Origin of the sequence: Streptomyces sp. NPDC050549 (genome assembly GCF_040655035.1) — a bacterium.
GTDB lineage: Bacteria > Actinomycetota > Actinomycetes > Streptomycetales > Streptomycetaceae > Streptomyces.
In genome coordinates this window covers 92,794-113,122 of the sequence record NZ_JBFAJD010000004.1, presented here as the reverse complement: position 1 = coordinate 113,122, position 20,329 = coordinate 92,794, and the positions used below count along the sequence as shown (strand labels likewise).

The 20,329-nt window shown below is 67.5% G+C and carries 23 protein-coding genes; 17 read left to right on the top strand and 6 right to left on the bottom strand.

Annotation, left to right across the window (positions count from 1 at the left end):
* Nucleotides 1-34: 34 nt before the first annotated feature.
* The gene (locus tag AB0I51_RS08445; RefSeq protein ID WP_362972689.1) at nucleotides 35-790 is read right to left on the bottom strand and encodes a Crp/Fnr family transcriptional regulator; all 756 of its coding nucleotides are present in this window, start codon (nucleotides 788-790) and stop codon (nucleotides 35-37) included.
* A gap of 230 nt (nucleotides 791-1,020) precedes the next feature.
* Here AB0I51_RS08445 and AB0I51_RS08440 point away from each other — a divergent pair, with 230 nt between their 5' ends.
* The 7 genes from AB0I51_RS08440 (at nucleotide 1,021) to AB0I51_RS08410 (ending at nucleotide 10,264) form a co-directional block, all read left to right on the top strand.
* Nucleotides 1,021-1,566 carry a DUF1707 and DUF4190 domain-containing protein gene (locus AB0I51_RS08440; RefSeq protein WP_362972687.1) on the top strand — a complete coding sequence of 182 codons (546 nt, stop codon included), beginning with the start codon at nucleotides 1,021-1,023 and terminating at the stop codon, nucleotides 1,564-1,566.
* A gap of 309 nt (nucleotides 1,567-1,875) precedes the next feature.
* Nucleotides 1,876-2,247, top strand: a complete 372-nt coding sequence (gene rpsL / locus AB0I51_RS08435) for a 30S ribosomal protein S12 (RefSeq protein WP_003948652.1) — start codon at nucleotides 1,876-1,878, stop codon at nucleotides 2,245-2,247.
* 3 nt (nucleotides 2,248-2,250) lie between these two features.
* Nucleotides 2,251-2,721 carry a 30S ribosomal protein S7 gene (rpsG, locus tag AB0I51_RS08430; protein ID WP_005481264.1) on the top strand — a complete coding sequence of 157 codons (471 nt, stop codon included), beginning with the start codon at nucleotides 2,251-2,253 and terminating at the stop codon, nucleotides 2,719-2,721.
* A gap of 39 nt (nucleotides 2,722-2,760) precedes the next feature.
* The gene (gene fusA / locus AB0I51_RS08425; RefSeq protein ID WP_362972684.1) at nucleotides 2,761-4,890 is read left to right on the top strand and encodes an elongation factor G; all 2,130 of its coding nucleotides are present in this window, start codon (nucleotides 2,761-2,763) and stop codon (nucleotides 4,888-4,890) included.
* Nucleotides 4,891-5,033: 143 nt separating this feature from the next.
* Nucleotides 5,034-6,227, top strand: coding sequence for an elongation factor Tu (gene tuf, locus AB0I51_RS08420; RefSeq protein WP_019072299.1), 1,194 nt, complete (start codon nucleotides 5,034-5,036; stop codon nucleotides 6,225-6,227).
* Nucleotides 6,228-6,409: 182 nt separating this feature from the next.
* Nucleotides 6,410-9,481 carry a glycosyl hydrolase 115 family protein gene (locus AB0I51_RS08415; protein WP_362972682.1) on the top strand — a complete coding sequence of 1,024 codons (3,072 nt, stop codon included), beginning with the start codon at nucleotides 6,410-6,412 and terminating at the stop codon, nucleotides 9,479-9,481.
* A 312-nt stretch (nucleotides 9,482-9,793) separates the two neighbouring features.
* Nucleotides 9,794-10,264, top strand: a complete 471-nt coding sequence (locus AB0I51_RS08410; protein ID WP_362972680.1) for a hypothetical protein — start codon at nucleotides 9,794-9,796, stop codon at nucleotides 10,262-10,264.
* 181 nt (nucleotides 10,265-10,445) lie between these two features.
* Here the strand turns inward: AB0I51_RS08410 and AB0I51_RS08405 are convergent, their stop codons facing one another.
* From AB0I51_RS08405 to AB0I51_RS08390, 4 genes are all read right to left on the bottom strand, one after another.
* The gene (locus tag AB0I51_RS08405) at nucleotides 10,446-10,580 is read right to left on the bottom strand and encodes a hypothetical protein (protein ID WP_362972678.1); all 135 of its coding nucleotides are present in this window, start codon (nucleotides 10,578-10,580) and stop codon (nucleotides 10,446-10,448) included.
* Between the two features lie 43 nt (nucleotides 10,581-10,623).
* Nucleotides 10,624-11,235, bottom strand: a complete 612-nt coding sequence (locus tag AB0I51_RS08400; RefSeq protein ID WP_362972676.1) for a Uma2 family endonuclease — start codon at nucleotides 11,233-11,235, stop codon at nucleotides 10,624-10,626.
* 52 nt (nucleotides 11,236-11,287) lie between these two features.
* Complete coding sequence (locus AB0I51_RS08395; protein ID WP_362972674.1) at nucleotides 11,288-12,148, bottom strand: helix-turn-helix domain-containing protein; 861 nt, start codon at nucleotides 12,146-12,148, stop codon at nucleotides 11,288-11,290.
* Between the two features lie 206 nt (nucleotides 12,149-12,354).
* On the bottom strand, nucleotides 12,355-12,846 hold the full coding sequence (locus AB0I51_RS08390) for an ATP-binding protein (protein ID WP_362972672.1): 492 nt from the start codon (nucleotides 12,844-12,846) through the stop codon (nucleotides 12,355-12,357).
* A 140-nt stretch (nucleotides 12,847-12,986) separates the two neighbouring features.
* Between AB0I51_RS08390 and AB0I51_RS08385 the strand changes: the two genes are divergently transcribed.
* Together AB0I51_RS08385 and AB0I51_RS08380 are read left to right on the top strand one after the other, a co-directional pair.
* Nucleotides 12,987-13,856, top strand: a complete 870-nt coding sequence (locus tag AB0I51_RS08385; RefSeq protein WP_362972670.1) for a helix-turn-helix transcriptional regulator — start codon at nucleotides 12,987-12,989, stop codon at nucleotides 13,854-13,856.
* Nucleotides 13,853-14,038, top strand: coding sequence for a DUF397 domain-containing protein (locus AB0I51_RS08380; protein WP_362972668.1), 186 nt, complete (start codon nucleotides 13,853-13,855; stop codon nucleotides 14,036-14,038). The genes AB0I51_RS08385 and AB0I51_RS08380 overlap by 4 nt, the downstream gene beginning before the upstream one ends.
* Before the next feature lie 57 nt (nucleotides 14,039-14,095).
* Here the strand turns inward: AB0I51_RS08380 and AB0I51_RS08375 are convergent, their stop codons facing one another.
* On the bottom strand, nucleotides 14,096-15,268 hold the full coding sequence (locus AB0I51_RS08375; protein WP_362972666.1) for a right-handed parallel beta-helix repeat-containing protein: 1,173 nt from the start codon (nucleotides 15,266-15,268) through the stop codon (nucleotides 14,096-14,098).
* Nucleotides 15,269-15,864: 596 nt separating this feature from the next.
* Between AB0I51_RS08375 and rpsJ the strand changes: the two genes are divergently transcribed.
* From rpsJ to rpsC, 8 genes are read left to right on the top strand one after another with little or no spacing between them, the layout of a single operon-like run.
* The gene (gene rpsJ, locus AB0I51_RS08370; protein WP_003948644.1) at nucleotides 15,865-16,173 is read left to right on the top strand and encodes a 30S ribosomal protein S10; all 309 of its coding nucleotides are present in this window, start codon (nucleotides 15,865-15,867) and stop codon (nucleotides 16,171-16,173) included.
* Between the two features lie 17 nt (nucleotides 16,174-16,190).
* The gene (gene rplC, locus AB0I51_RS08365) at nucleotides 16,191-16,835 is read left to right on the top strand and encodes a 50S ribosomal protein L3 (protein WP_019072287.1); all 645 of its coding nucleotides are present in this window, start codon (nucleotides 16,191-16,193) and stop codon (nucleotides 16,833-16,835) included.
* 5 nt (nucleotides 16,836-16,840) lie between these two features.
* Nucleotides 16,841-17,497 (top strand): 50S ribosomal protein L4, encoded by a 657-nt coding sequence (gene rplD / locus AB0I51_RS08360; RefSeq protein WP_037747970.1) that lies wholly within the window; start codon nucleotides 16,841-16,843, stop codon nucleotides 17,495-17,497.
* On the top strand, nucleotides 17,497-17,916 hold the full coding sequence (gene rplW / locus AB0I51_RS08355) for a 50S ribosomal protein L23 (protein WP_200681734.1): 420 nt from the start codon (nucleotides 17,497-17,499) through the stop codon (nucleotides 17,914-17,916). The genes rplD and rplW overlap by 1 nt, the downstream gene beginning before the upstream one ends.
* Nucleotides 17,917-17,954: 38 nt before the next feature.
* On the top strand, nucleotides 17,955-18,791 hold the full coding sequence (gene rplB, locus AB0I51_RS08350) for a 50S ribosomal protein L2 (RefSeq protein ID WP_007384068.1): 837 nt from the start codon (nucleotides 17,955-17,957) through the stop codon (nucleotides 18,789-18,791).
* 12 nt (nucleotides 18,792-18,803) lie between these two features.
* On the top strand, nucleotides 18,804-19,085 hold the full coding sequence (gene rpsS, locus AB0I51_RS08345) for a 30S ribosomal protein S19 (RefSeq protein WP_019072284.1): 282 nt from the start codon (nucleotides 18,804-18,806) through the stop codon (nucleotides 19,083-19,085).
* 40 nt (nucleotides 19,086-19,125) lie between these two features.
* Complete coding sequence (gene rplV, locus AB0I51_RS08340; protein WP_003974262.1) at nucleotides 19,126-19,473, top strand: 50S ribosomal protein L22; 348 nt, start codon at nucleotides 19,126-19,128, stop codon at nucleotides 19,471-19,473.
* Complete coding sequence (rpsC, locus tag AB0I51_RS08335; protein ID WP_019072283.1) at nucleotides 19,473-20,324, top strand: 30S ribosomal protein S3; 852 nt, start codon at nucleotides 19,473-19,475, stop codon at nucleotides 20,322-20,324. The genes rplV and rpsC overlap by 1 nt, the downstream gene beginning before the upstream one ends.
* Nucleotides 20,325-20,329: the final 5 nt, after the last annotated feature.

Sequence of the window (20,329 nt, the reverse complement as noted above, 5' to 3'; positions counted from 1 at the left end):
TTGGACTGTGAAGGTGTTCACAGTCCGGGGCTGTTCAGTCCTCCACCGGCCCCGGAGGCGACGGGATCCCCGCGGTCGGGCCCGCGGCGGCTATGCGGCGCAGGATGTCCGGGCGCATGATCAGCATCGTGCGGCGGCCGGTGGACACGGCCCCCTTGTCCCGTAACTCCTTCAGCAGGCGCTGCACCATCTCCCGGGACGCGCCGACCGACCCGGCCAGCTCCTGCTTGCTGAGGAGGACGGCGAGTTCGATGCCGTCGGGGGTGCGGCGGCCGTGGGTGCGGGTCAGGTCCAGGAGCAGCACGGCGAACCGTTCCCGCACGCTCATCGACGCGAACTCCAGCCGGCGCCGGTCGGCCGCGCGGGTGCGGTCCGTGGTGAGGCCGAGGAGGGCGAAGGAGGTGGCGGGAGAGCGGTTGAGGAAGCCCTTGAACTGGCCGCGCTCCACCGCCACCGCCCGCACCGGTTCCAGCGCGGTCACCGTCGCCGACCGCGGGCGTCCGGTCAGCGCGGCCGACTCGCCGACGATGTCGCCGGGGCCGCGCAGCGCGAGCAGGGCCTCGTAGCCGTTGGCGGCCGAGGCGGTGACCTTGGTCCAGCCGTGCACGAGGAAGAGCACGTGCGCGGAGGGTTCGTGCTGGCGGACCAGGACCGTCCGGGGGGTGAAGTCCAGCGCGCGTCCCAGGGCCAGCAGCGCCGAGCGGTCCTCGGCCTCCAGCCGCGCCAGGAACGGCACCTGGTCGTCCAGACCCCCGTCGTCCGGCGTGTACGCCGGTATCCCCGTTGTCATTTACATCCCCCGAATTCCGACAGTGGGTCGATCAACGTACTGAAAGCACGGAGTCGCGGAGAGTTAAAGTGCGGAAACCGGCCACTGGCGGAAGCATGTGCGTCAGCATGCGGGTTCGCGCCACCGGGGCCGGTGCGGCCCGGGAAGTGCCGGGTGGGGAACCGGTGCCGTTTTCGGTGCGTTGGAGCATCATGGAGGCATTCGGTCTCCGGCGCCGGGGGAGGTGTTCCGTGTCGTACCCGACACCGTGGCAGGGGCAGGGACCGCAGCCGTGGCACGGACAGGGCGGGGCGTCGATGCTGGCGGCGACCGCCGACCGCGAGCGGGCCGTGGACGTGCTCCGGGCGGGCTTCGCCGAGGGGCGGCTGCGGGAGGACGAGCTGGAGAAGCGGGTCGCGCGCGCCTACGACGCCCGTACGGTCGGCGAGTTGATGCTGCTGGTCGCCGACCTGCCCCAGGGTCCGCAGGCGACGGTCGTCCAGGCGCCGCAGCCCGGGTTCCGTCCGGTGCCGCCGACCTTCCTGCCGGCTCGGCTGCCGCCGACCAACGGCAAGGCGGTCGGCGCCCTGGTCTGCGGCCTGCTGATCGTGCCGACGCTGGGCCTGACCGGCATCCCCGCGGTGATCCTCGGCCACACCGCCCGCGCGGAGATACGGCGGACCGACGAGACCGGTGACGGGCTGGCGCTGACCGGGCTGGTCTTCGGGTGGCTCGCGGTCAGCGCCTGGACCCTGTTCCTCATGCTGCTCGTGGTGGCCGGCCTGAGCTCCAGCTGACCCGTTCGTACCGTAGATTCGAAGATCGCGGAGGGGGTGCGGCTTCGGCTTGGTCCGTGCCGAGCCGTGGGTGACACCCATTTGTTTTGACCGCAGCGAATGAGGTAGGTACGCTCAGACCTTGTGCCTGGGGTGTGCCCTGGCCCTCGTGCGTGCCTTGAACCGCACTAAGGGGGCCGACACTGGCCACCGCAATCTGCGCCCCTTTTGCTGCACGGCGAAAGTCTGCGGGATTCGACACACCCGACCGCGTGGGTCGGCGACGTTCCAGGTTAGCTTCACCATCGGCACACAGAAACCGGAGAAGTAGTGCCTACGATCCAGCAGCTGGTCCGGAAGGGCCGGCAGGACAAGGTCGAGAAGAACAAGACGCCCGCACTCGAGGGTTCCCCTCAGCGTCGCGGCGTCTGCACGCGTGTGTTCACGACCACCCCGAAGAAGCCGAACTCGGCCCTGCGTAAGGTCGCGCGTGTGCGTCTGACCAGCGGGATCGAGGTCACCGCTTACATTCCGGGTGAGGGACACAACCTGCAGGAGCACTCCATCGTGCTCGTGCGTGGCGGTCGTGTGAAGGACCTGCCCGGTGTTCGCTACAAGATCATCCGCGGCTCCCTTGACACCCAGGGTGTCAAGAACCGCAAGCAGGCCCGCAGCCGCTACGGCGCCAAGAAGGAGAAGTAGAAAATGCCTCGTAAGGGCCCCGCCCCGAAGCGCCCGGTCATCATCGACCCGGTCTACGGTTCTCCTCTTGTCACCTCCCTGATCAACAAGGTGCTGCTGAACGGCAAGCGCTCCACCGCCGAGCGCATCGTGTACGGCGCCATGGAGGGCCTGCGCGAGAAGACCAGCAACGACCCGGTCATCACGCTGAAGCGCGCGCTGGAGAACATCAAGCCCACGCTTGAGGTCAAGTCCCGCCGTGTCGGTGGTGCGACGTACCAGGTTCCGATCGAGGTCAAGCCCGGTCGCGCCAACACGCTCGCGCTGCGCTGGCTGGTCGGTTACTCCCGCGCCCGTCGCGAGAAGACCATGACCGAGCGTCTGCTCAACGAACTTCTCGACGCTTCGAACGGCCTCGGCGCGGCCGTCAAGAAGCGCGAGGACACCCACAAGATGGCCGAGTCCAACAAGGCCTTCGCGCACTACCGCTGGTAGTCGCAGACCCCATCGAGACCGAGAGAAGACTGAAGCCTTATGGCTACCACTTCACTTGACCTGGCCAAGGTCCGCAACATCGGGATCATGGCCCACATCGACGCGGGCAAGACGACCACCACTGAGCGGATCCTCTTCTACACCGGCGTCAGCTACAAGATCGGTGAGGTCCACGACGGCGCCGCCACCATGGACTGGATGGAGCAGGAGCAGGAGCGTGGCATCACGATCACCTCTGCTGCCACCACCTGTCACTGGCCGCTTGAGGACAACGACTACACGATCAACATCATCGACACCCCGGGGCACGTCGACTTCACCGTCGAGGTGGAGCGCTCGCTGCGCGTCCTCGACGGTGCCGTCACGGTGTTCGACGGTGTCGCCGGTGTCGAGCCGCAGTCCGAGACGGTGTGGCGTCAGGCCGACCGTTACGGCGTGCCGCGCATCTGCTTCGTGAACAAGCTGGACCGTACCGGCGCCGAGTTCCACCGCTGTGTGGACATGATCTCGGACCGCCTGGGCGCCCAGCCGCTCGTCATGCAGCTGCCGATCGGCGCCGAGATGGACTTCAAGGGCGTTGTGGACCTGGTCCGCATGAAGGCGCTCGTGTGGTCCGCCGAGGCTGCGAAGGGCGAGATGTACGACGTCGTCGACATCCCGGCCACGCACACCGAGGCCGCCGAGGAGTGGCACAACAAGCTCGTCGAGGCCGTCGCGGAGAACGACGAAGAGATCATGGAGCTGTACCTGGAGGGCGTCGAGCCCACCGAGGAGCAGCTGTACGCCGCGATCCGTCGTATCACCATCGCGTCCGGCAAGTCCAAGGACACCACGGTCACCCCGGTGTTCTGCGGTACCGCGTTCAAGAACAAGGGCGTCCAGCCCCTGCTCGACGCGGTCGTGCGCTACCTGCCGACTCCCCTGGACGTCGAGGCCATCGAGGGCCACGACGTGAAGGACCCGGAGCTGGTCGTCAAGCGCAAGCCGTCCGTGGACGAGCCGCTGTCCGCGCTCGCGTTCAAGATCATGAGCGACCCGCACCTGGGCAAGCTCACCTTCGTCCGGGTCTACTCGGGCCGCCTGGAGGCGGGTTCGGCAGTGCTGAACTCGGTCAAGGGCAAGAAGGAGCGCATCGGCAAGATCTACCGCATGCACGCGAACAAGCGTGAGGAGATCGACTCGGTGGGCGCCGGCGACATCGTCGCCGTCATGGGCCTGAAGCAGACCACCACCGGTGAGACGCTGTCCGACGACAAGAACCCGGTGATCCTGGAGTCCATGGACTTCCCGGCGCCGGTCATCCAGGTCGCGATCGAGCCCAAGTCCAAGGGCGACCAGGAGAAGCTGGGTGTCGCCATCCAGCGTCTCGCGGAGGAGGACCCCTCCTTCCAGGTCCACTCGGACGAGGAGACCGGCCAGACGATCATCGGCGGTATGGGCGAGCTGCACCTCGAGGTGCTGGTCGACCGTATGCGCCGTGAGTTCAAGGTCGAGGCCAACGTCGGCAAGCCGCAGGTCGCCTACCGTGAGACGATCCGTAAGGCCGTCGAGCGCGTGGACTACACCCACAAGAAGCAGACCGGTGGTACCGGTCAGTTCGCCAAGGTGCAGATCGCGATCGAACCGATCACCGAGACCGACGGTCCGGCGTACGAGTTCGTGAACAAGGTCACCGGTGGCCGTATCCCGCGGGAGTACATCCCCTCGGTGGACGCCGGTGCGCAGGAGGCCATGCAGTTCGGCATCCTCGCCGGGTACGAGATGACGGGCGTCCGCATCACGCTGCTCGACGGTGCCTACCACGAGGTCGACTCCTCCGAGCTCGCGTTCAAGATCGCCGGTTCACAGGCGTTCAAGGAGGCCGCCCGCAAGGCGTCTCCCGTGCTCCTTGAGCCGATGATGGCCGTCGAGGTCACCACGCCCGAGGACTACATGGGCGAGGTCATCGGCGACATCAACTCCCGCCGTGGCCAGATCCAGGCCATGGAGGAGCGTGCCGGTGCCCGCGTCGTGAGGGGCCTCGTGCCGCTCTCGGAGATGTTCGGCTACGTCGGCGACCTCCGCAGCAAGACCTCGGGTCGCGCAAGCTACTCGATGCAGTTCGACTCCTACGCCGAGGTTCCCCGGAACGTCGCCGAGGAGATCATCGCGAAGGCCAAGGGCGAGTAACACACACCGTTTGCACGCTTTAGGCTTGACACCGACCGCCGGGGCTCACCCGGGAGGGCAGAGCCCGGCGGGCGGCATCCCAGCAAAGATCACCTGGCGCCGATGAGTAAGGCGTACCAGAACCACTCCGCAGGAGGACCCCAGTGGCGAAGGCAAAGTTCGAGCGGACTAAGCCGCACGTCAACATCGGCACCATCGGTCACATCGACCACGGTAAGACGACCCTCACGGCCGCCATTACCAAGGTGCTGCACGACGCGTACCCGGACCTGAACGAGGCCTCGGCCTTCGACCAGATCGACAAGGCTCCCGAGGAGCGCCAGCGCGGTATCACGATCTCGATCGCGCACGTCGAGTACCAGACCGAGACGCGTCACTACGCCCACGTCGACTGCCCCGGTCACGCGGACTACATCAAGAACATGATCACGGGTGCGGCGCAGATGGACGGCGCCATCCTCGTGGTCGCGGCCACCGACGGCCCGATGCCGCAGACCAAGGAGCACGTGCTCCTGGCCCGCCAGGTCGGCGTTCCGTACATCGTCGTCGCCCTGAACAAGGCCGACATGGTGGACGACGAGGAGATCCTGGAGCTCGTCGAGCTCGAGGTCCGTGAGCTCCTCTCCGAGTACGAGTTCCCGGGCGACGACCTTCCGGTCGTCAAGGTCTCGGCGCTCAAGGCTCTCGAGGGCGACAAGGAGTGGGGCCAGACGGTCCTCGACCTGATGGCCGCCGTCGACGAGTCGATCCCGACCCCCGAGCGTGACGTCGACAAGCCGTTCCTCATGCCCGTCGAGGACGTCTTCACGATCACCGGTCGCGGTACGGTCGTCACCGGCCGTATCGAGCGTGGTGTCCTGAAGGTCAACGAGACCGTTGACATCATCGGCATCAAGCAGGAGAAGACCACCACCACGGTCACCGGCATCGAGATGTTCCGCAAGCTGCTCGACGAGGGCCAGGCCGGTGAGAACGTCGGTCTCCTCCTCCGTGGCATCAAGCGCGAGGACGTCGAGCGCGGCCAGGTCATCATCAAGCCCGGCTCGGTCACCCCGCACACGGAGTTCGAGGCCCAGGCGTACATCCTGTCCAAGGACGAGGGTGGCCGTCACACGCCGTTCTTCAACAACTACCGTCCCCAGTTCTACTTCCGCACCACGGACGTGACCGGCGTCGTGACCCTCCCCGAGGGCACCGAGATGGTCATGCCGGGCGACAACACTGAGATGACCGTTTCGCTCATCCAGCCCGTCGCCATGGAAGAGGGCCTGAAGTTCGCCATCCGTGAGGGTGGCCGCACGGTGGGCGCCGGCCAGGTCACCAAGATCAACAAGTAGTTCTGATCTGACCTGGTAGTAGTTTCCGGGGAGGCCCGTACGACTTCGGTCGTACGGGCCTCTTCGTCGTTGCGGGGCCGCTGTTACGAAACTATTCGGCGCGTACGACCCGTTGTCCCCTCTCTCCACTCGCCCCACCATTTGTCATGCCGCTGAGCAAATTCGCTTCGGAGGGATGAGTCATGGGCGAGCGCGTGAGCCGAAGAGCCGTTCTGGGCGCGGGACTTGCCGCGGTGCCGGTGCTGTCGTCGAGGGTCCCGCGGCCCCTGGACGCGGGTGCGTACATCTCCTTCTCGCGTACGGCGGGTGCCTTCCCTCTCGTCGGCGCCCCGGTCGTGGTGGACCCCGGCGATCACCCAGGAGTCGTACGGGTGGCAGGGGATCTGCGGGACGACATCGAACGCGTCACGGGCGTACGCCCCGGAAGCGCGCTCGCGCGGAGGCGTGAGGTGGTGCTGGTCGGCACGATCGGCCGCAGCGCGCTGATCGACGGATTGGTGGCCGCCGGGAAACTGGACGTCTCGGGGGTGCGGGGCAGGTGGGAGACCTCGTTGCAGACGGTGGTCGAGCACCCGATGCCGGGCGTGGACCGGGCGTTCGTCGTCGCGGGCAGCGACCCGCGCGGCACGATCTTCGGCGCCTACGACGTGTCGTACGGCATCGGGATCTCGCCCTGGCACTGGTGGGACGACGTACCCCCGACGCGGCGGAGTGAGGTGTGGGTGCTGCCGGGCCGCTACTCGCAGGGCACGCCGGCCGTGAAGTACCGCGGCTTCTTCATCAACGACGAGAACCCCGCGCTGGGGACCTGGGCGCCGGCGTACTTCGGACCGGGCAAGGCGCCGGGGTATCCGGGCGGCTTCACCGCGGACTTCTACGGCAAGGTCTTCGAGGTGCTGCTGCGGCTGAAGGGGAACTACCTCTGGCCGGCGGTATGGGGGCGGGCCTTCGCGGAGGACGACCCGGAGAACCACCGACGGGCATCGGAGTACGGAATTGTCATGGGCACGTCGCATGAGGCGCCGATGATGCGGGGGATCGAGGAGTGGAACCGGCATGCGGTCGCCGCCGTCCGGGACTCGTCCGGGGCGATCGTGACGCCGGGGCACGATCCGTACGGCGGGACGGGGGAGTGGTCGTACCGGCTCAACTCCCAGGCGATACGCGCCTATTGGCGCGCCGGAGTGCAACGCATGGTCGACCAGGGCTTCGAGGGCGTCGTCACACTCGGCATGCGCGGAAACGGAGACACGAGCCTCCCCGACGGCGACGGCATCGAACTGATGCAGGAGATCATCGCGGCCCAGCGCCAGATCATCGAGGAGGTGACGGGCCGCCCGGCGGCGGAGACCCCGCAGGTGTGGACGCTGTACAAGGAGGTCCAGCGGTACTGGGACCGGGGGTTGAGGGCGCCGGACGATGTCACGGTCGTGCTGACGGACGACAACTGGGGGAACATCCGCAGGCATCCGGATGCGGCGGAGGGCCGGGTTGGTGGTTACGGGCTGTACTACCACTTCGACTACGTGGGCGCCGGGCGGAACTACAAGTGGGTGGACACGGCGAACCTGCGGAACGTGTGGGAGCAGCTGCACGCGGCGCACGCGTACGGGAATCGTGGGTTGTGGGTCGCGAATGTGGGCGACCTGAAGGGGAACGAGCTGCCGACCGAGTTCTTCCTCAACTACGCCTGGAATCCGGAGGGTTGGGATCTGGGGCGCTTGGGGGAGTGGGAACGGCGGTACGCGCGGCAGAACTTCGGAGCGGGGCAGGCCGACGAGATCGCCTCGGTGCTGGCCGTGTACGGGCAGTTGCAGGCGCGCCGCAAGCCGGAACTGTTGAACCGGCGGATCACTCTCGTCGACGGCCAGGTGGTCTACGACGACCAGCAGACGCCGTTCGCCTTCGGGCACCGGGAGTTGGAGCGGGTCACGGAGGAGTGGCGGGAGCTGGGGCGACGGGCCGAGCGGATCGGACGGCGGTTGCCGGGCGGCGGGGTGCGGGACGCGTGGTTCGAACTCGTCGGGTACGAGGTGCTGGCGACCGCCAACCTGTACGAGCTGCGGTCGGCCGAGTTCACGAACCTGCTCTACGCGGCGCAGGGCCGGGCCGCGACGAACGACCTCGCGGAGGCGGCGGAGACGGGGTTGGCGACGGACTTCGCGTTGGCCGACCGCTTCAACTCGGCGGTGGCGGGCGGGAAATGGCGCGGCTTCCAGACGCAGCCGCACATCGACTACGGGGATGTGGAGCGGTACGGGCCCAACGCCGGGTGGCAGCAGCCGGAGAAGGACAACGTGGCGTTGCCGGATGTGCTGTTTCCGGCGGTGCGGCGGATTGAGGTGCCGGTGGGGGCGGGGTTGGGGGTGGCGGTGGATGGGTCGGAGGACGTGTGGCCCGGTGGGACGGGGGCGGCTACCGGTGCTGTGTTGCCGGTGTTCAGTCCGTATCAGACGCGGCCGCAGCAGTTCGTCGAGGTGTTCAACCGGGGGCGTACGCCCTTCGATTACCGGATCGATACGTCGTCGGTGCCGTGGTTGGTGGTGGAGCGGTCGCGGGGGCGGGTGGAGCGGCAGGTGCGGGTCGAGGTGGGGGTGGACTGGGCCCGGGTGCCGGTCGGGCGTGCGGAGGGGGTGTTGACGGTGACCGGTGCGGGGGCGTCGGTGACTGTCACCTGCGTCGCGGAGAAGCCGTCGGCCCGGGAACTGCGAGGGCTGCGGGGGTTCGTGGAGGCGAGCGGTTATGTGGCGATCGACGCGGAGCACTATGACCGTGCGGTCGGCGGGTGGCGCCGTATCGACGGCATCGGGCGGACGGGGGCGGGGGTGACGCCGTGGCCCGTGACGCTGCCCAGGCAGATGCCGGGTGGGGCGGGTTCGCCGCGGCTGGAGTACGAGGTGAGCCTGTTGGGGGCGGTTTCCGGGGGTGAGGTGACGGTGTGGGCGTACCTGTCCCCTCGTAACCCTGCGTTGCCGACGGGCGGGCTGCGCTACGGCGTCTCCCTGGACGACGGCCCGATCGAGACCGTCGACATCAACGTCGGTGCTGATGACGGGTTGTTGAACACGGTGTGGGCCCGCAACACCTCCGACAACGTCAACGCGACGTCGACGAAACACTCCCTGACGAAGGCCGGGGTCCACCGGTTGAAGTTCTGGATGGTGGACCCGACGGTGGTGCTGCAGCGGCTCGTGATCGACACGGGGGGTCTGCCGGCGCTGTACCTGGGGCCGTTGGAGAGCCGGCGGGTGTAGCGAAGGGGTCTCAGTGGGCGTGCCGAGTGGGTCGAGTGTGCCAAGTGTGTTGAGTGTGCTGGGCGTGTCGGGTGTGCCGAGGGAGTTGGGCGTCTCGGCTCCGTGGAGGTGGGCCAGGACCTGGATCGTCCGGTCCGGTGTCGTCCGGTGTCCTCTGGACAGTTCCGGTCGTTGGATCCGTGGTGGTGCTCGCCGTGCGCCGATGAACGCGCGGGCCTGCATGAGCTGATCAGCGGGCAGTGGCGGGGCTCCGCGTGATCAAGCCTCGTCCCCGTTGATCAGTTGACGATCGAGTAAGAAAGGTACGGGGGAATGGCCTGGGAAGAGTGGGAGCAGCTCAAGGCCGACGCGGCCCGGAGAGGTTCCGCGCACATGCGGCTCGACCAACTCCCCGCTGGCGGGGGCGGTGTCGGCGGTGACCTGGTGGTGCACCAGGACGACCTCGGTGCCGTAGGGCATGAGGCGTACATCCTTCACGACCAGTTGCGGCAGCGCGTGGACATCGCCGGTGCGGGATCGGGCAGGAGTGGATCCGGCTCGACGACGCAGGCCGGTGAGGAGTTGAAGGGCAGCGGCTTTGCGATGGGTCCCGCCCTCGTGACCACGGTCTCGGTCTGGACCTCGCAGGTCAAGTCGGTGCTTCAGGCCGTCGCGCACATTTCGAACCACCTGGACTACAGCAAGAAGCTGCACGCTCAGGACGACACGCAGATCTCCGCCGAGATCCGTGGCCGGGATGGTTCCGCGATGTCCGTGTCCAGCCTCAGCCGTTACTTCCACTGAGAGAGACGAACCGCGGTGCCACTCAAGTACACGGACCTGCTCGACGTAGATCTCGGGAAACTCGGTGCGGCCGTCGACGACTGGAAACGAGCGGTTTCGTGGCGCTGCTCGCCGTAGGCCTGCTGGCGGTTCTCCGTCGGGCCGCGACAGGTCAGGGCCAGGGGGAGGCGCCCGGTGGTCTTCAGGTGATCGCGGCCGTCATGGGGCTCGCGGTGGTTGCGGTCGCGGTGTGGTTGGTCGTCCGGGCCCGGCGCGTCCAGAGGTGGCTGCCGCTGTTGATCGCATGCGGGGGCTGTGTCGGCTGGATGGCCGTCATGGCCCTCGTGGCGCGGATTTAGCCAGGGGTTTCCTGTCCCCCCTCAGGACTCTGGGCTGCCAGACGCCGCATAGCGCGGCAAGCCCTCCGTCGAGATGGTCCACTCGGCGATGGTGACGTCCTCGCCGTAGACGAAGTCCTTGCGGGTGGCGTAGCGGGGGCCGTCGGGGGTGGCGTGGATGTCGGTGAGGACGGCGCCGGTACCGGTGCGGGGGTCGAAGACGGCGTAGGTGGGGATCCCGATCAGGGGATAGTCGCGCATCTTGCTGACCCAGTCGTTGTCCGGGTTGGAGCGGGAGACCACTTCGATGGCGGCGATGAGGGTGTGCGGGTCGATGGAGGCTTCGGTGTCCAGGTCGGTCCAGGCGATCACCATCACGTCGGGGTGACGCATGATCCCCTCGGGCTCGTCCTCCACATCGGGGGTCCCGTTGTGAGCCAGCAACTCGTCCGGCATGACTTTTTCAAGTCGCCGGCTGATGTGTGCTGCCGTGACTTCGTGCGGTCCTCCCGGCGACATCATGTCGTGGACGATCCCTTCCTTGGTGATCTCGAACTTGCCGGGAAGGGTGTCGTCCATGGCCTGCAGGACGTCCCTCATGGCCCGGTACTGGTGGGTGGCGCCCTGCTGCGCGTTGTCCGAGGCGATGGTCATGGCGCTCGCTCCTCGTGGTCTGTGCCCGGGGGCAAGGATCGTCCCCTTCATGCTAGGCGGCCATCGGAAGGTCGGTTCGGCAGTCGCGGCAGCGGCCTGGTTCGGGCGCGCGGAAGGCGTGGTCGCAGCCGTCGCAGTTCTGGAGTGGGTGCCGTACGGCTGGTGGTGGTGCCGGGGCGCGGAATGGTGGCGGGGGCGGCAACTGCGCGGCTAGGCGGTGGCCCAGGAGGGCTGCGGGGCGGCGTAGGGGATCGGGTGGCAGGTCGGTGATCAGTGCGTGTCGTACGGCGGTGGGGCTGATGTCGCGCTCCAGCCAGGCCGCGACGCCGGGCGCGAGGTGGGCCGTGTCGCATGCGGAGAGGAGCAGGCGGGGGTCGTGGCGGCGGAGGTCTGCGAGGAGGTCTGTGGCCGTCTGGAGGAGGGCGGGGGCCGGGTAGGACGGGCGCGGTACGGCGGGGAGGGGCTTGCGGGGTGTGCGTTTCTTCGGCGTCGCCGGGGTGTGCGCGGGGGCTGTCTCGCGGTGGTGGCCGGGCTGGTTGCACGAAATCGTGCGGGTGACGATGCGGCCGTCGGGCACGCGGTGGCGTTCGCGGCGGAGGTAGCCGTGGGTCTCCAACTCCCGTAGGGCGGCGGCGATTCGCGTCGTGCCCTCGGGGAAGCGGGCGGCGAGGGTTTTGATGTCGACGCGGGCGCCTGCGGGGAGGGACTGGATGTGGACGCCGAGTCCGATCGCGAGACCCGACAGCTCCGGGTGCTGGGCGAGGTGGTTGCCGATCACCGTGAAGCGGGCGGTGTGGCGGGCGTTGTCGTGCGTGAGCCCACCGCCGGGTGCGCGGTGCCGCTGGTTCGGGTGTTTGTCGGCGGTGTGCCGGGACCGGGCGTGCGGGGGCGCGGTAATGTCGCGTGTATCCATCGGGAAGCTGTTCTCTTCCTTGGTGGTCAGGCCCTCGCCTTGGGATGCCAGTCCCGGCGAGGGCCGTCGTATGTCTGGGGTTGTTTGCGCTGAGCGTAGATCACGCAACCCGCTCGGAATCCAGCCCAGTTGGTGATGTTCACCCACATGGGTGAGCGGCGGGCTGTGCTGCCGGGAGGGTGGGGTGGGGCTTGGTGGGGGTTCTTTCACCGTCGTGGTTCTTGGGAAAGAGCGCCCCTCGCACCGGAGCACGAGAACCCGTGCTCCGGTTCCGGTGCGAGGTCCAGTTCCGCCCAGATCGTCTTGCGTGGGCGCGGTCCCCGGGCGACGCCCCAGCGGTCGGCTAGCGCCTCGACGAGGAGGAGTCCTCTGCCGGATTCGGCTTCCACGGCTGGGTGTTGGGGGCGGGGCAGGCGGTCGCCGCAGGTGTCGGTGACCTCGATGCGCAGGGTGCCGCCCACCACGTAGAGCGTGAGCCCGAAGTCCCGGCCCGGTACGCGGCCGTGCGTGGCCGCGTTGGCCGCCAGTTCGGCCACGAGATGCTCCGCCGGGTCCAACGGGAGGCCCCAGTCGCGGAGTTGCCGCACCGCGAGCAGGCGGGCCTGGCGGGCTCCGTGGGGTGTGGGTGACAGGCGCGCGCTGAAGTTGCGGACGGGGTTGGCGAGTTGGATCTCAGGCTGAGTGGTTTCTTGGTTCATGTCACTCAGCGTGGCCGACCGTGTTTGCCTTGACGTGCGATGACGCCTGTACGTATCCGCGCTGTCCCGTCGTTGTCTCGCGTTGTCTCGGCTGTCTCGGACGACCTACGGGTACGGGTGCGCGTTGGAGGTGGGTGGCCATGAGTGACGAAAGCGTGAGCAACGAGAACGAAGGCGTGGACGAGGCCGGCTGGGACCTCGAACCCGGCGATGAGAGCGCGCCGTTGGTGGAGGCGGTGGGGCGACTCGTCAGGTTCTGTCGGGAGCAAGCCCGGATGACGGTGGCCGAATTCGCCCAAGTCATGGGCTACGGCGAGGACATGATCCGCAAGATCGAGCGCGGGGCGCGGATTCCTCGGGTGGAGTTCCTGGACCGTGCCGACGATGTCCTGAACGCGGGTGGGCATCTGCGGGCGTTCAGGGAGGATGTGGAGAAGGCCCAGTACCCGAAGAAGGTGCGGGACCTGAAAAAGATGGAGGACATGGCGGTCGAGCTTCAGCTGTACAGCAACCACAACATCCATGGGTTGTTGCAGACACCGGAGTTCGCACGGGCGCTCCTCGGGACATGGCGGCCCAAGCTGTCCACGGAGGCGTTGGAGCGGGCGGTCGCTGCACGCATGGCTCGACAGGTCATCTTCGAGCGGGAGCCCGCTCCGGAACTCAGCTTCGTCCAGGAGCAGGTGACTCTGGAACGCCCCATCGGCGGGACGATGGTGCTGCGCCGACAGCTCGAACACCTGCTGGGGGTGGCCCGGTTGCCGAACGTCGAGTTCCAAGTGATGCCGACCGCACGCGCGGATCACCCAGGAACAAGTGGTCGCATTCAGGTGCTTAAGTTCAAAGACGGCAAGGGAGCGGGGCGCACCGACGACGAGTTCGGCGGCCGCCCTGTTGATAGCCCACGCCAGCTCCGAATCCTCGAACTGCGGTATGGCATTATCCGGGCTCAGGCTCTCTCGCCAGGGGAGTCGCTGGCCTTCATCGAGCAAGCGCTGGGAGCACTATGAGCACCCCCGAACTCCACTGGTTCAAGAGCAGCTACAGCGACAGCAGCAACCCCAGCGACTGCGTCGAAATAGCCACCACCCCCCACACCATCCACGTCCGCGACTCCAAGAACACCCAGGGTCCCCGCCTCACCCTCGCCCCCACCGCCTGGACCGACTTCGTGGCGTACGCGGCCGAGTAGCGCCAAGCAGGCCGGTCCAGGTAGCTAGGTAGGCAGGCAGTCGGAGGGGGCCGTCCCTTACGGGTTCACCACCTTGCCGCCGAACGTCACCGCGAGGCTGCCGCCCGAGGTGAAGGACCAGCCCAGGGTCCCGGAATAGGACGAGCACCGCGCCCCGTTCGCCCCCGTCCAGAACTGGTTCGAACTGTCCGCGTCGCCCACCGTCTTGTCGTTCGAGCCGCTGACCGCGAACCGGCACGACGTGTTCGTACGGAACACCGAAGTCCCCGTGTCGAACGAGAAGTTGCGTTCCGCGTTGTCGATGCCGACGTTGTTCGAGATCGTCATCGTGCCCGGGTTGCTGTTGTAGGTGAACCCGTGATGGCCGTTGCCGTAGGCGATGTCGTGCCGGACCACGTGGTTGACGGCGATGTCGTCGCCGCCGAGTTTGTAGCCGTTGCGGTCGCCGTTCGCGTTCTGGGTGCCGTCGGTGAGGGTGCCGTTGCCGTAGGAGAGTGAGTACTCGATGGTCACCGGGCCGATCGCGCCCGTGTCCGTCTTGGTGTAGAGGTCCCAGCCGTCGTCGATGTTGTTGTGGGAGACGTCGTAGCGGAAGACGTTCCCGGTGCCGGTGGTGAGCTTCGAGGCGAAGCCGTCGGCGTTCTCGCCGCCGGAGTCCTCGTTGTCGTGCGATTCCGAGCTCACGATCAGGTTGTTCGAGGGCCACTGGGAGCTCGGCGTGCTGGAGGAGATGCGGCCCAGTTGGAGGCCCGTGTCGCGGTTGTACGACGTCACCGTGCGCTCGATGACGTTGTTGCTGCCTCCGACGTAGATCCCGTTGTCCCCCGCGTGCGACACCGTGAGGCCGTAGACATGCCAGTAGTTGGCGTTCAGCTGGAGCCCGCGGTTCGACGAACTCTCGCTCTGCGCCGAGAAGTTGAGGACCGGGGTCTCGCCGGAGTAGGCGGTCAGGGTGGTCCGCGCGCTCGACGTGCCGTCGCTGCCCACGGGGACGGTGACGGTCGACGAGTAGTTGTACGTCCCGCCGCGCAGGTAGATCGTGCCGCCGGACGCGATGCGGCTGATCGCCGTGGCGAGGGTGGTGGGGGCGGAGAGGGTGCCGGCCGCGCTCGCGGTGCCGGTGGGTGACACGTACTGGGTGGCGCTCGCGGCCTGCGCCGGGGTGCCGGAGAGTGCTACGAGCGTGCCGGCCACCAGGCCGACACACGCCATGACTGGTCTCGCTTGCATCGTTCTGCCTCCAGGGTCGTCCCATGACCAGGGGTGCCGTGCAAGGGAAAGCGCTTTCCCGCGTTCTCGTGAGGGACCGTAAGCGCTTGCTGTGGACGCGTCAATGGACGTGTGCTTGATTCTTATTCACAGAGATGAACGGCGGTGGGGGCTGGGCGGGGCGCCCGTCTGGCGCGCGTGTTTGACCTGCGTCACTCCAGGGGTAATCTCTACGCCCCGATTGGCCAGCCCCCTGCCCCATATGGCAGACTGTCCGAGTTGCTCGGTCGAGTGTTGATGCTGCGCGCCTCCCGTCGGGAGGACCGGAAGCGAGTCCCACGGTACTCGTCGTCCCAACTGCCTTATGGCAGCGCTGGGGCGGACGTACGGGAATCTTTCGGGAAGTGTCAGTGCGGCGCCGACCAGGCACCCGGTGGGCTTCTTCGCCCTCGGCCTGCGGTTCCGGAAGGGCCGTGCTTTCCCAGTAGGGAAGTTCCGAACCTTGGGACTTCTGTGTCGGTGAGAGCGCGACACACCCGACCGCGTGGGTCGGAGGAAGAGCAAGAAGGGCCTGCCGGGGTGCAGAGCGTTACTAGAGACAGGACTACTGAGTAGCCATGGCGGGACAGAAGATCCGCATCCGGCTCAAGGCCTACGACCACGAGGTCATCGACAGCTCGGCGAAGAAGATCGTCGAGACGGTGACCCGCACTGGTGCGTCGGTCGCGGGCCCGGTGCCGCTGCCCACTGAGAAGAACGTGTACTGCGTCATCAAGTCGCCGCACAAGTACAAGGACTCTCGCGAGCACTTCGAGATGCGCACGCACAAGCGCCTGATCGACATCCTCGACCCCACCCCCAAGACCGTTGACTCTCTGATGCGACTCGACCTCCCGGCCGGTGTCGACATCGAGATCAAGCTCTAGGGGTCGGTGAGCTGAAGATGGCAAAGCAGATCAAGGGCATCCTGGGCGAGAAGCTCGGCATGACGCAGGTGTGGGACGAGAACAACCGTGTTGTTCCGGTCACCGTCGTCAAGGCCGGCCCCAACGTCGTGACCCAGGTCCGTACGAACGACAGTGACGGCTACGAGTCGGTCCAGATCGCCTTCGGCGAGATCGACCCGCGCAAGGTGAACAAGCCCCTCAAGGGCCACTTCGCCAAGGCCGACGTCACGCCCCGCCGCCACCTCGTCGAGATCCGTACCGCTGACGCCAGCGAGTACACCCTCGGCCAGGAGATCACCGCCGCGACCTTCGAGGCCGGCGTCAAGGTGGACGTGACCGGCAAGAGCAAGGGCAAGGGCTTCGCCGGTGTCATGAAGCGTCACAACTTCAAGGGCCTCGGCGCCGGACACGGCACCCAGCGCAAGCACCGCTCTCCCGGCTCCATCGGTGGCTGCGCCACCCCGGGTCGTGTGTTCAAGGGCCTCCGCATGGCGGGTCGTATGGGCAACGAGCGGGTCACCACCCAGAACCTGACCGTTCACGCCGTTGACGCGGAGAAGGGCCTGCTCCTCATCAAGGGCGCGGTTCCTGGTCCGAACGGCGGCCTCGTCCTGGTCCGCACCGCGGCCAAGGGGGCCTGAGGACTATGAGCACCATTGACATTCTGTCGCCCTCCGGCGACACCGCCGGGACCGTAGAGCTCCCGGCCGAGATCTTCGACGTAGAGAAGATCAGCATCCCGCTGCTTCACCAGGTCGTCGTCGCACAGCTGGCCGCCGCCCGTCAGGGCACGCACAAGGTCAAGCGTCGTGGCGAGGTCCGCGGTGGCGGTAAGAAGCCGTACCGCCAGAAGGGCACCGGCCGCGCCCGTCAGGGTTCGACCCGTGCGCCGCAGTTCGCCGGCGGTGGCGTCGTCCACGGCCCCACGCCGCGCGACTACTCGCAGCGGACCCCGAAGAAGATGAAGGCCGCGGCCCTGCGCCACGCCCTCACCGACCGGGCCCGCAACGCTCGCATCCACGTCATCACCGGCGTGATCGAGGGCGAGACCCCCTCCACCAAGGCCGCCAAGAGCTTCCTCGGCAAGGTCAGCGAGCGCAAGAACGTGCTCCTGGTCATCGAGCGCTCCGACGAGGCCGCGCTGCTTTCCGCGCGCAACCTGCCCCAGGTCCACATCCTGGAGCCGGGCCAGCTGAACACGTACGACGTTCTCGTCTCGGACGACGTGGTCTTCACCCAGGCCGCTTTCGAGTCCTTCGTGTCTGGCCCCCAGGCCGCTGACACCGAAGGGAGCGAAGCCTGATGGCTACGCGTCACCCGAGCATCGCCTCCAAGGCCGCCAAGGCCAAGAAGGTCGCGCGCATCGCCAAGGCGAAGCGTCACGAGACCGAGGGCAAGAACACTGTCGAGACGCCGATCAGCAAGTCGTTCACGGACCCCCGTGACGTGCTGCTGAAGCCGGTCGTCTCGGAGAAGAGCTACGCGCTCCTCGACGAGGGCAAGTACACCTTCATCGTCGCCCCGGGCGCCAACAAGACCCAGATCAAGCAGGCCGTCCAGGCGGTCTTCTCGGTCAAGGTCACCGGGGTCAACACGATCAACCGCCAGGGCAAGCGCAAGCGCACCAAGACCGGTTTCGGTCAGCGCGCGGGCTCCAAGCGCGCGATCGTGACCCTCGCTGAGGGCGACCGTATCGACATCTTCGGCGGTCCGGCCGCGTAAGCGGGTCGGATCGTCCGATATCGGACGAGGACTGAGAAATGGGAATCCGCAAGTACAAGCCGACTACGCCGGGCCGTCGTGGCTCCAGCGTCGCCGACTTCGTCGAGGTCACGCGGTCCACGCCGGAGAAGTCGCTGGTCCGCCCGCTGCACAGCAAGGGCGGCCGTAACAACGCCGGTCGTGTGACCGTTCGCCACCAGGGTGGCGGACACAAGCGCGCCTACCGAGTCATCGACTTCCGTCGCCATGACAAGGACGGCGTGCCGGCGAAGGTCGCGCACATCGAGTACGACCCCAACCGCACCGCGCGCATCGCGCTGCTGCACTACGCGGACGGCGAGAAGCGCTACATCCTCGCCCCGCGCAACCTGCAGCAGGGCGACCGCGTGGAGAACGGTCCCGGGGCCGACATCAAGCCGGGCAACAACCTGGCGCTCCGCAACATTCCGGTCGGTACCACGATCCACGCGATCGAACTCCGTCCCGGTGGCGGCGCCAAGTTCGCCCGCTCCGCCGGTGCCTCCGTGCAGCTGCTGGCGAAGGAGGGCACCATGGCCCACCTTCGTATGCCCTCCGGTGAGATCCGCCTGGTCGACCAGCGCTGCCGCGCCACGGTCGGCGAGGTCGGCAACGCCGAGCAGAGCAACATCAACTGGGGCAAGGCCGGCCGCAAGCGCTGGCTGGGCGTCCGCCCGACCGTCCGCGGTGTGGCGATGAACCCGGTCGACCACCCGCACGGTGGTGGTGAGGGCAAGACCTCCGGTGGTCGCCACCCGGTCAGCCCGTGGGGTCAGAAGGAGGGTCGTACTCGTTCGCCGAAGAAGGCTTCGAACAAGTACATCGTCCGCCGCCGCAAGACGAACAAGAAGCGCTAGGAGCGGGTTTAGATGCCGCGCAGTCTCAAGAAGGGGCCCTTCGTCGACGGACACCTCATCAAGAAGGTGGACGCCCAGAACGAAGCCGGTTCCAAGAACGTCATCAAGACCTGGTCCCGCCGCTCGATGATCGTCCCGGCCATGCTCGGCCACACGATCGCGGTGCACAACGGCAAGACCCACATCCCGGTGTTTGTCACCGAGTCGATGGTCGGCCACAAGCTCGGCGAGTTCTCGCCGACGCGCACCTTCCGGGGTCACGTCAAGGACGACCGGAAGTCGAAGCGCCGCTAGCGCGGGGTGAACGACCATGACAAACACTGAAGGGACAACCATGGAAGCCAGGGCCCAGGCGCGGTACATCCGCGTCACGCCCATGAAGGCCCGCCGCGTGGTGGACCTCATCCGTGGCATGGACGCCACGGAGGCTCAGGCGGTCCTGCGTTTCGCCCCGCAGGCCGCGAGCGTGCCGGTCGGCAAGGTGCTGGACAGCGCCATTGCCAACGCCGCGCACAACTACGACCACACCGACGCCGACAGCCTCTTCATTTCCGAGGCCTACGTCGACGAGGGCCCGACCCTGAAGCGGTTCCGTCCGCGTGCCCAGGGCCGCGCCTACCGGATCCGCAAGCGGACCAGCCACATCACCGTGGTCGTCAGCAGCAAGGAAGGAACCCGGTAATGGGCCAGAAGGTTAACCCGCACGGGTTCCGGCTCGGCATCACCACGGACTTCAAGTCCCGGTGGTACGCCGACAAGCTGTACAAGGACTACGTCAAGGAAGACGTCGCCATCCGTCGGATGATGACGTCCGGCATGGAGCGCGCCGGCATCTCGAAGGTTGAGATCGAGCGCACCCGTGACCGCGTCCGTGTGGACATCCACACCGCGCGCCCGGGCATCGTCATCGGCCGCCGCGGCGCCGAGGCCGACCGCATCCGCGGTGACCTGGAGAAGCTGACCGGCAAGCAGGTCCAGCTGAACATCCTCGAGGTCAAGAACCCGGAGACGGACGCTCAGCTGGTGGCCCAGGCCGTCGCCGAGCAGCTGTCCTCCCGCGTCTCCTTCCGCCGTGCCATGCGCAAGAGCATGCAGTCGGCGATGAAGGCCGGCGCCAAGGGCATCAAGATCCAGTGCGGTGGCCGCCTCGGCGGCGCCGAGATGTCCCGCTCGGAGTTCTACCGCGAGGGCCGTGTGCCCCTGCACACGCTCCGCGCGAACGTCGACTACGGCTTCTTCGAGGCCAAGACGACCTTCGGCCGTATCGGTGTGAAGGTCTGGATCTACAAGGGCGACGTCAAGAACATCGCCGAGGTCCGCGCCGAGAACGCCGCTGCCCGTGCGGGTAACCGCCCGGCTCGCGGTGGCGGCCCGGGCGGCGACCGCCCGGCCCGTGGCGGTGGCCGCGGTGGCGAGCGTGGCGGCCGCGGCCGCAAGCCGCAGCAGCAGTCCGCGCCGGCTGCCGAGGCCCCCAAGGCCGAGGCTCCCGCCGCCGCTGCCGCTCCGGCTGAGAGCACCGGAACGGAGGCCTGACCGAA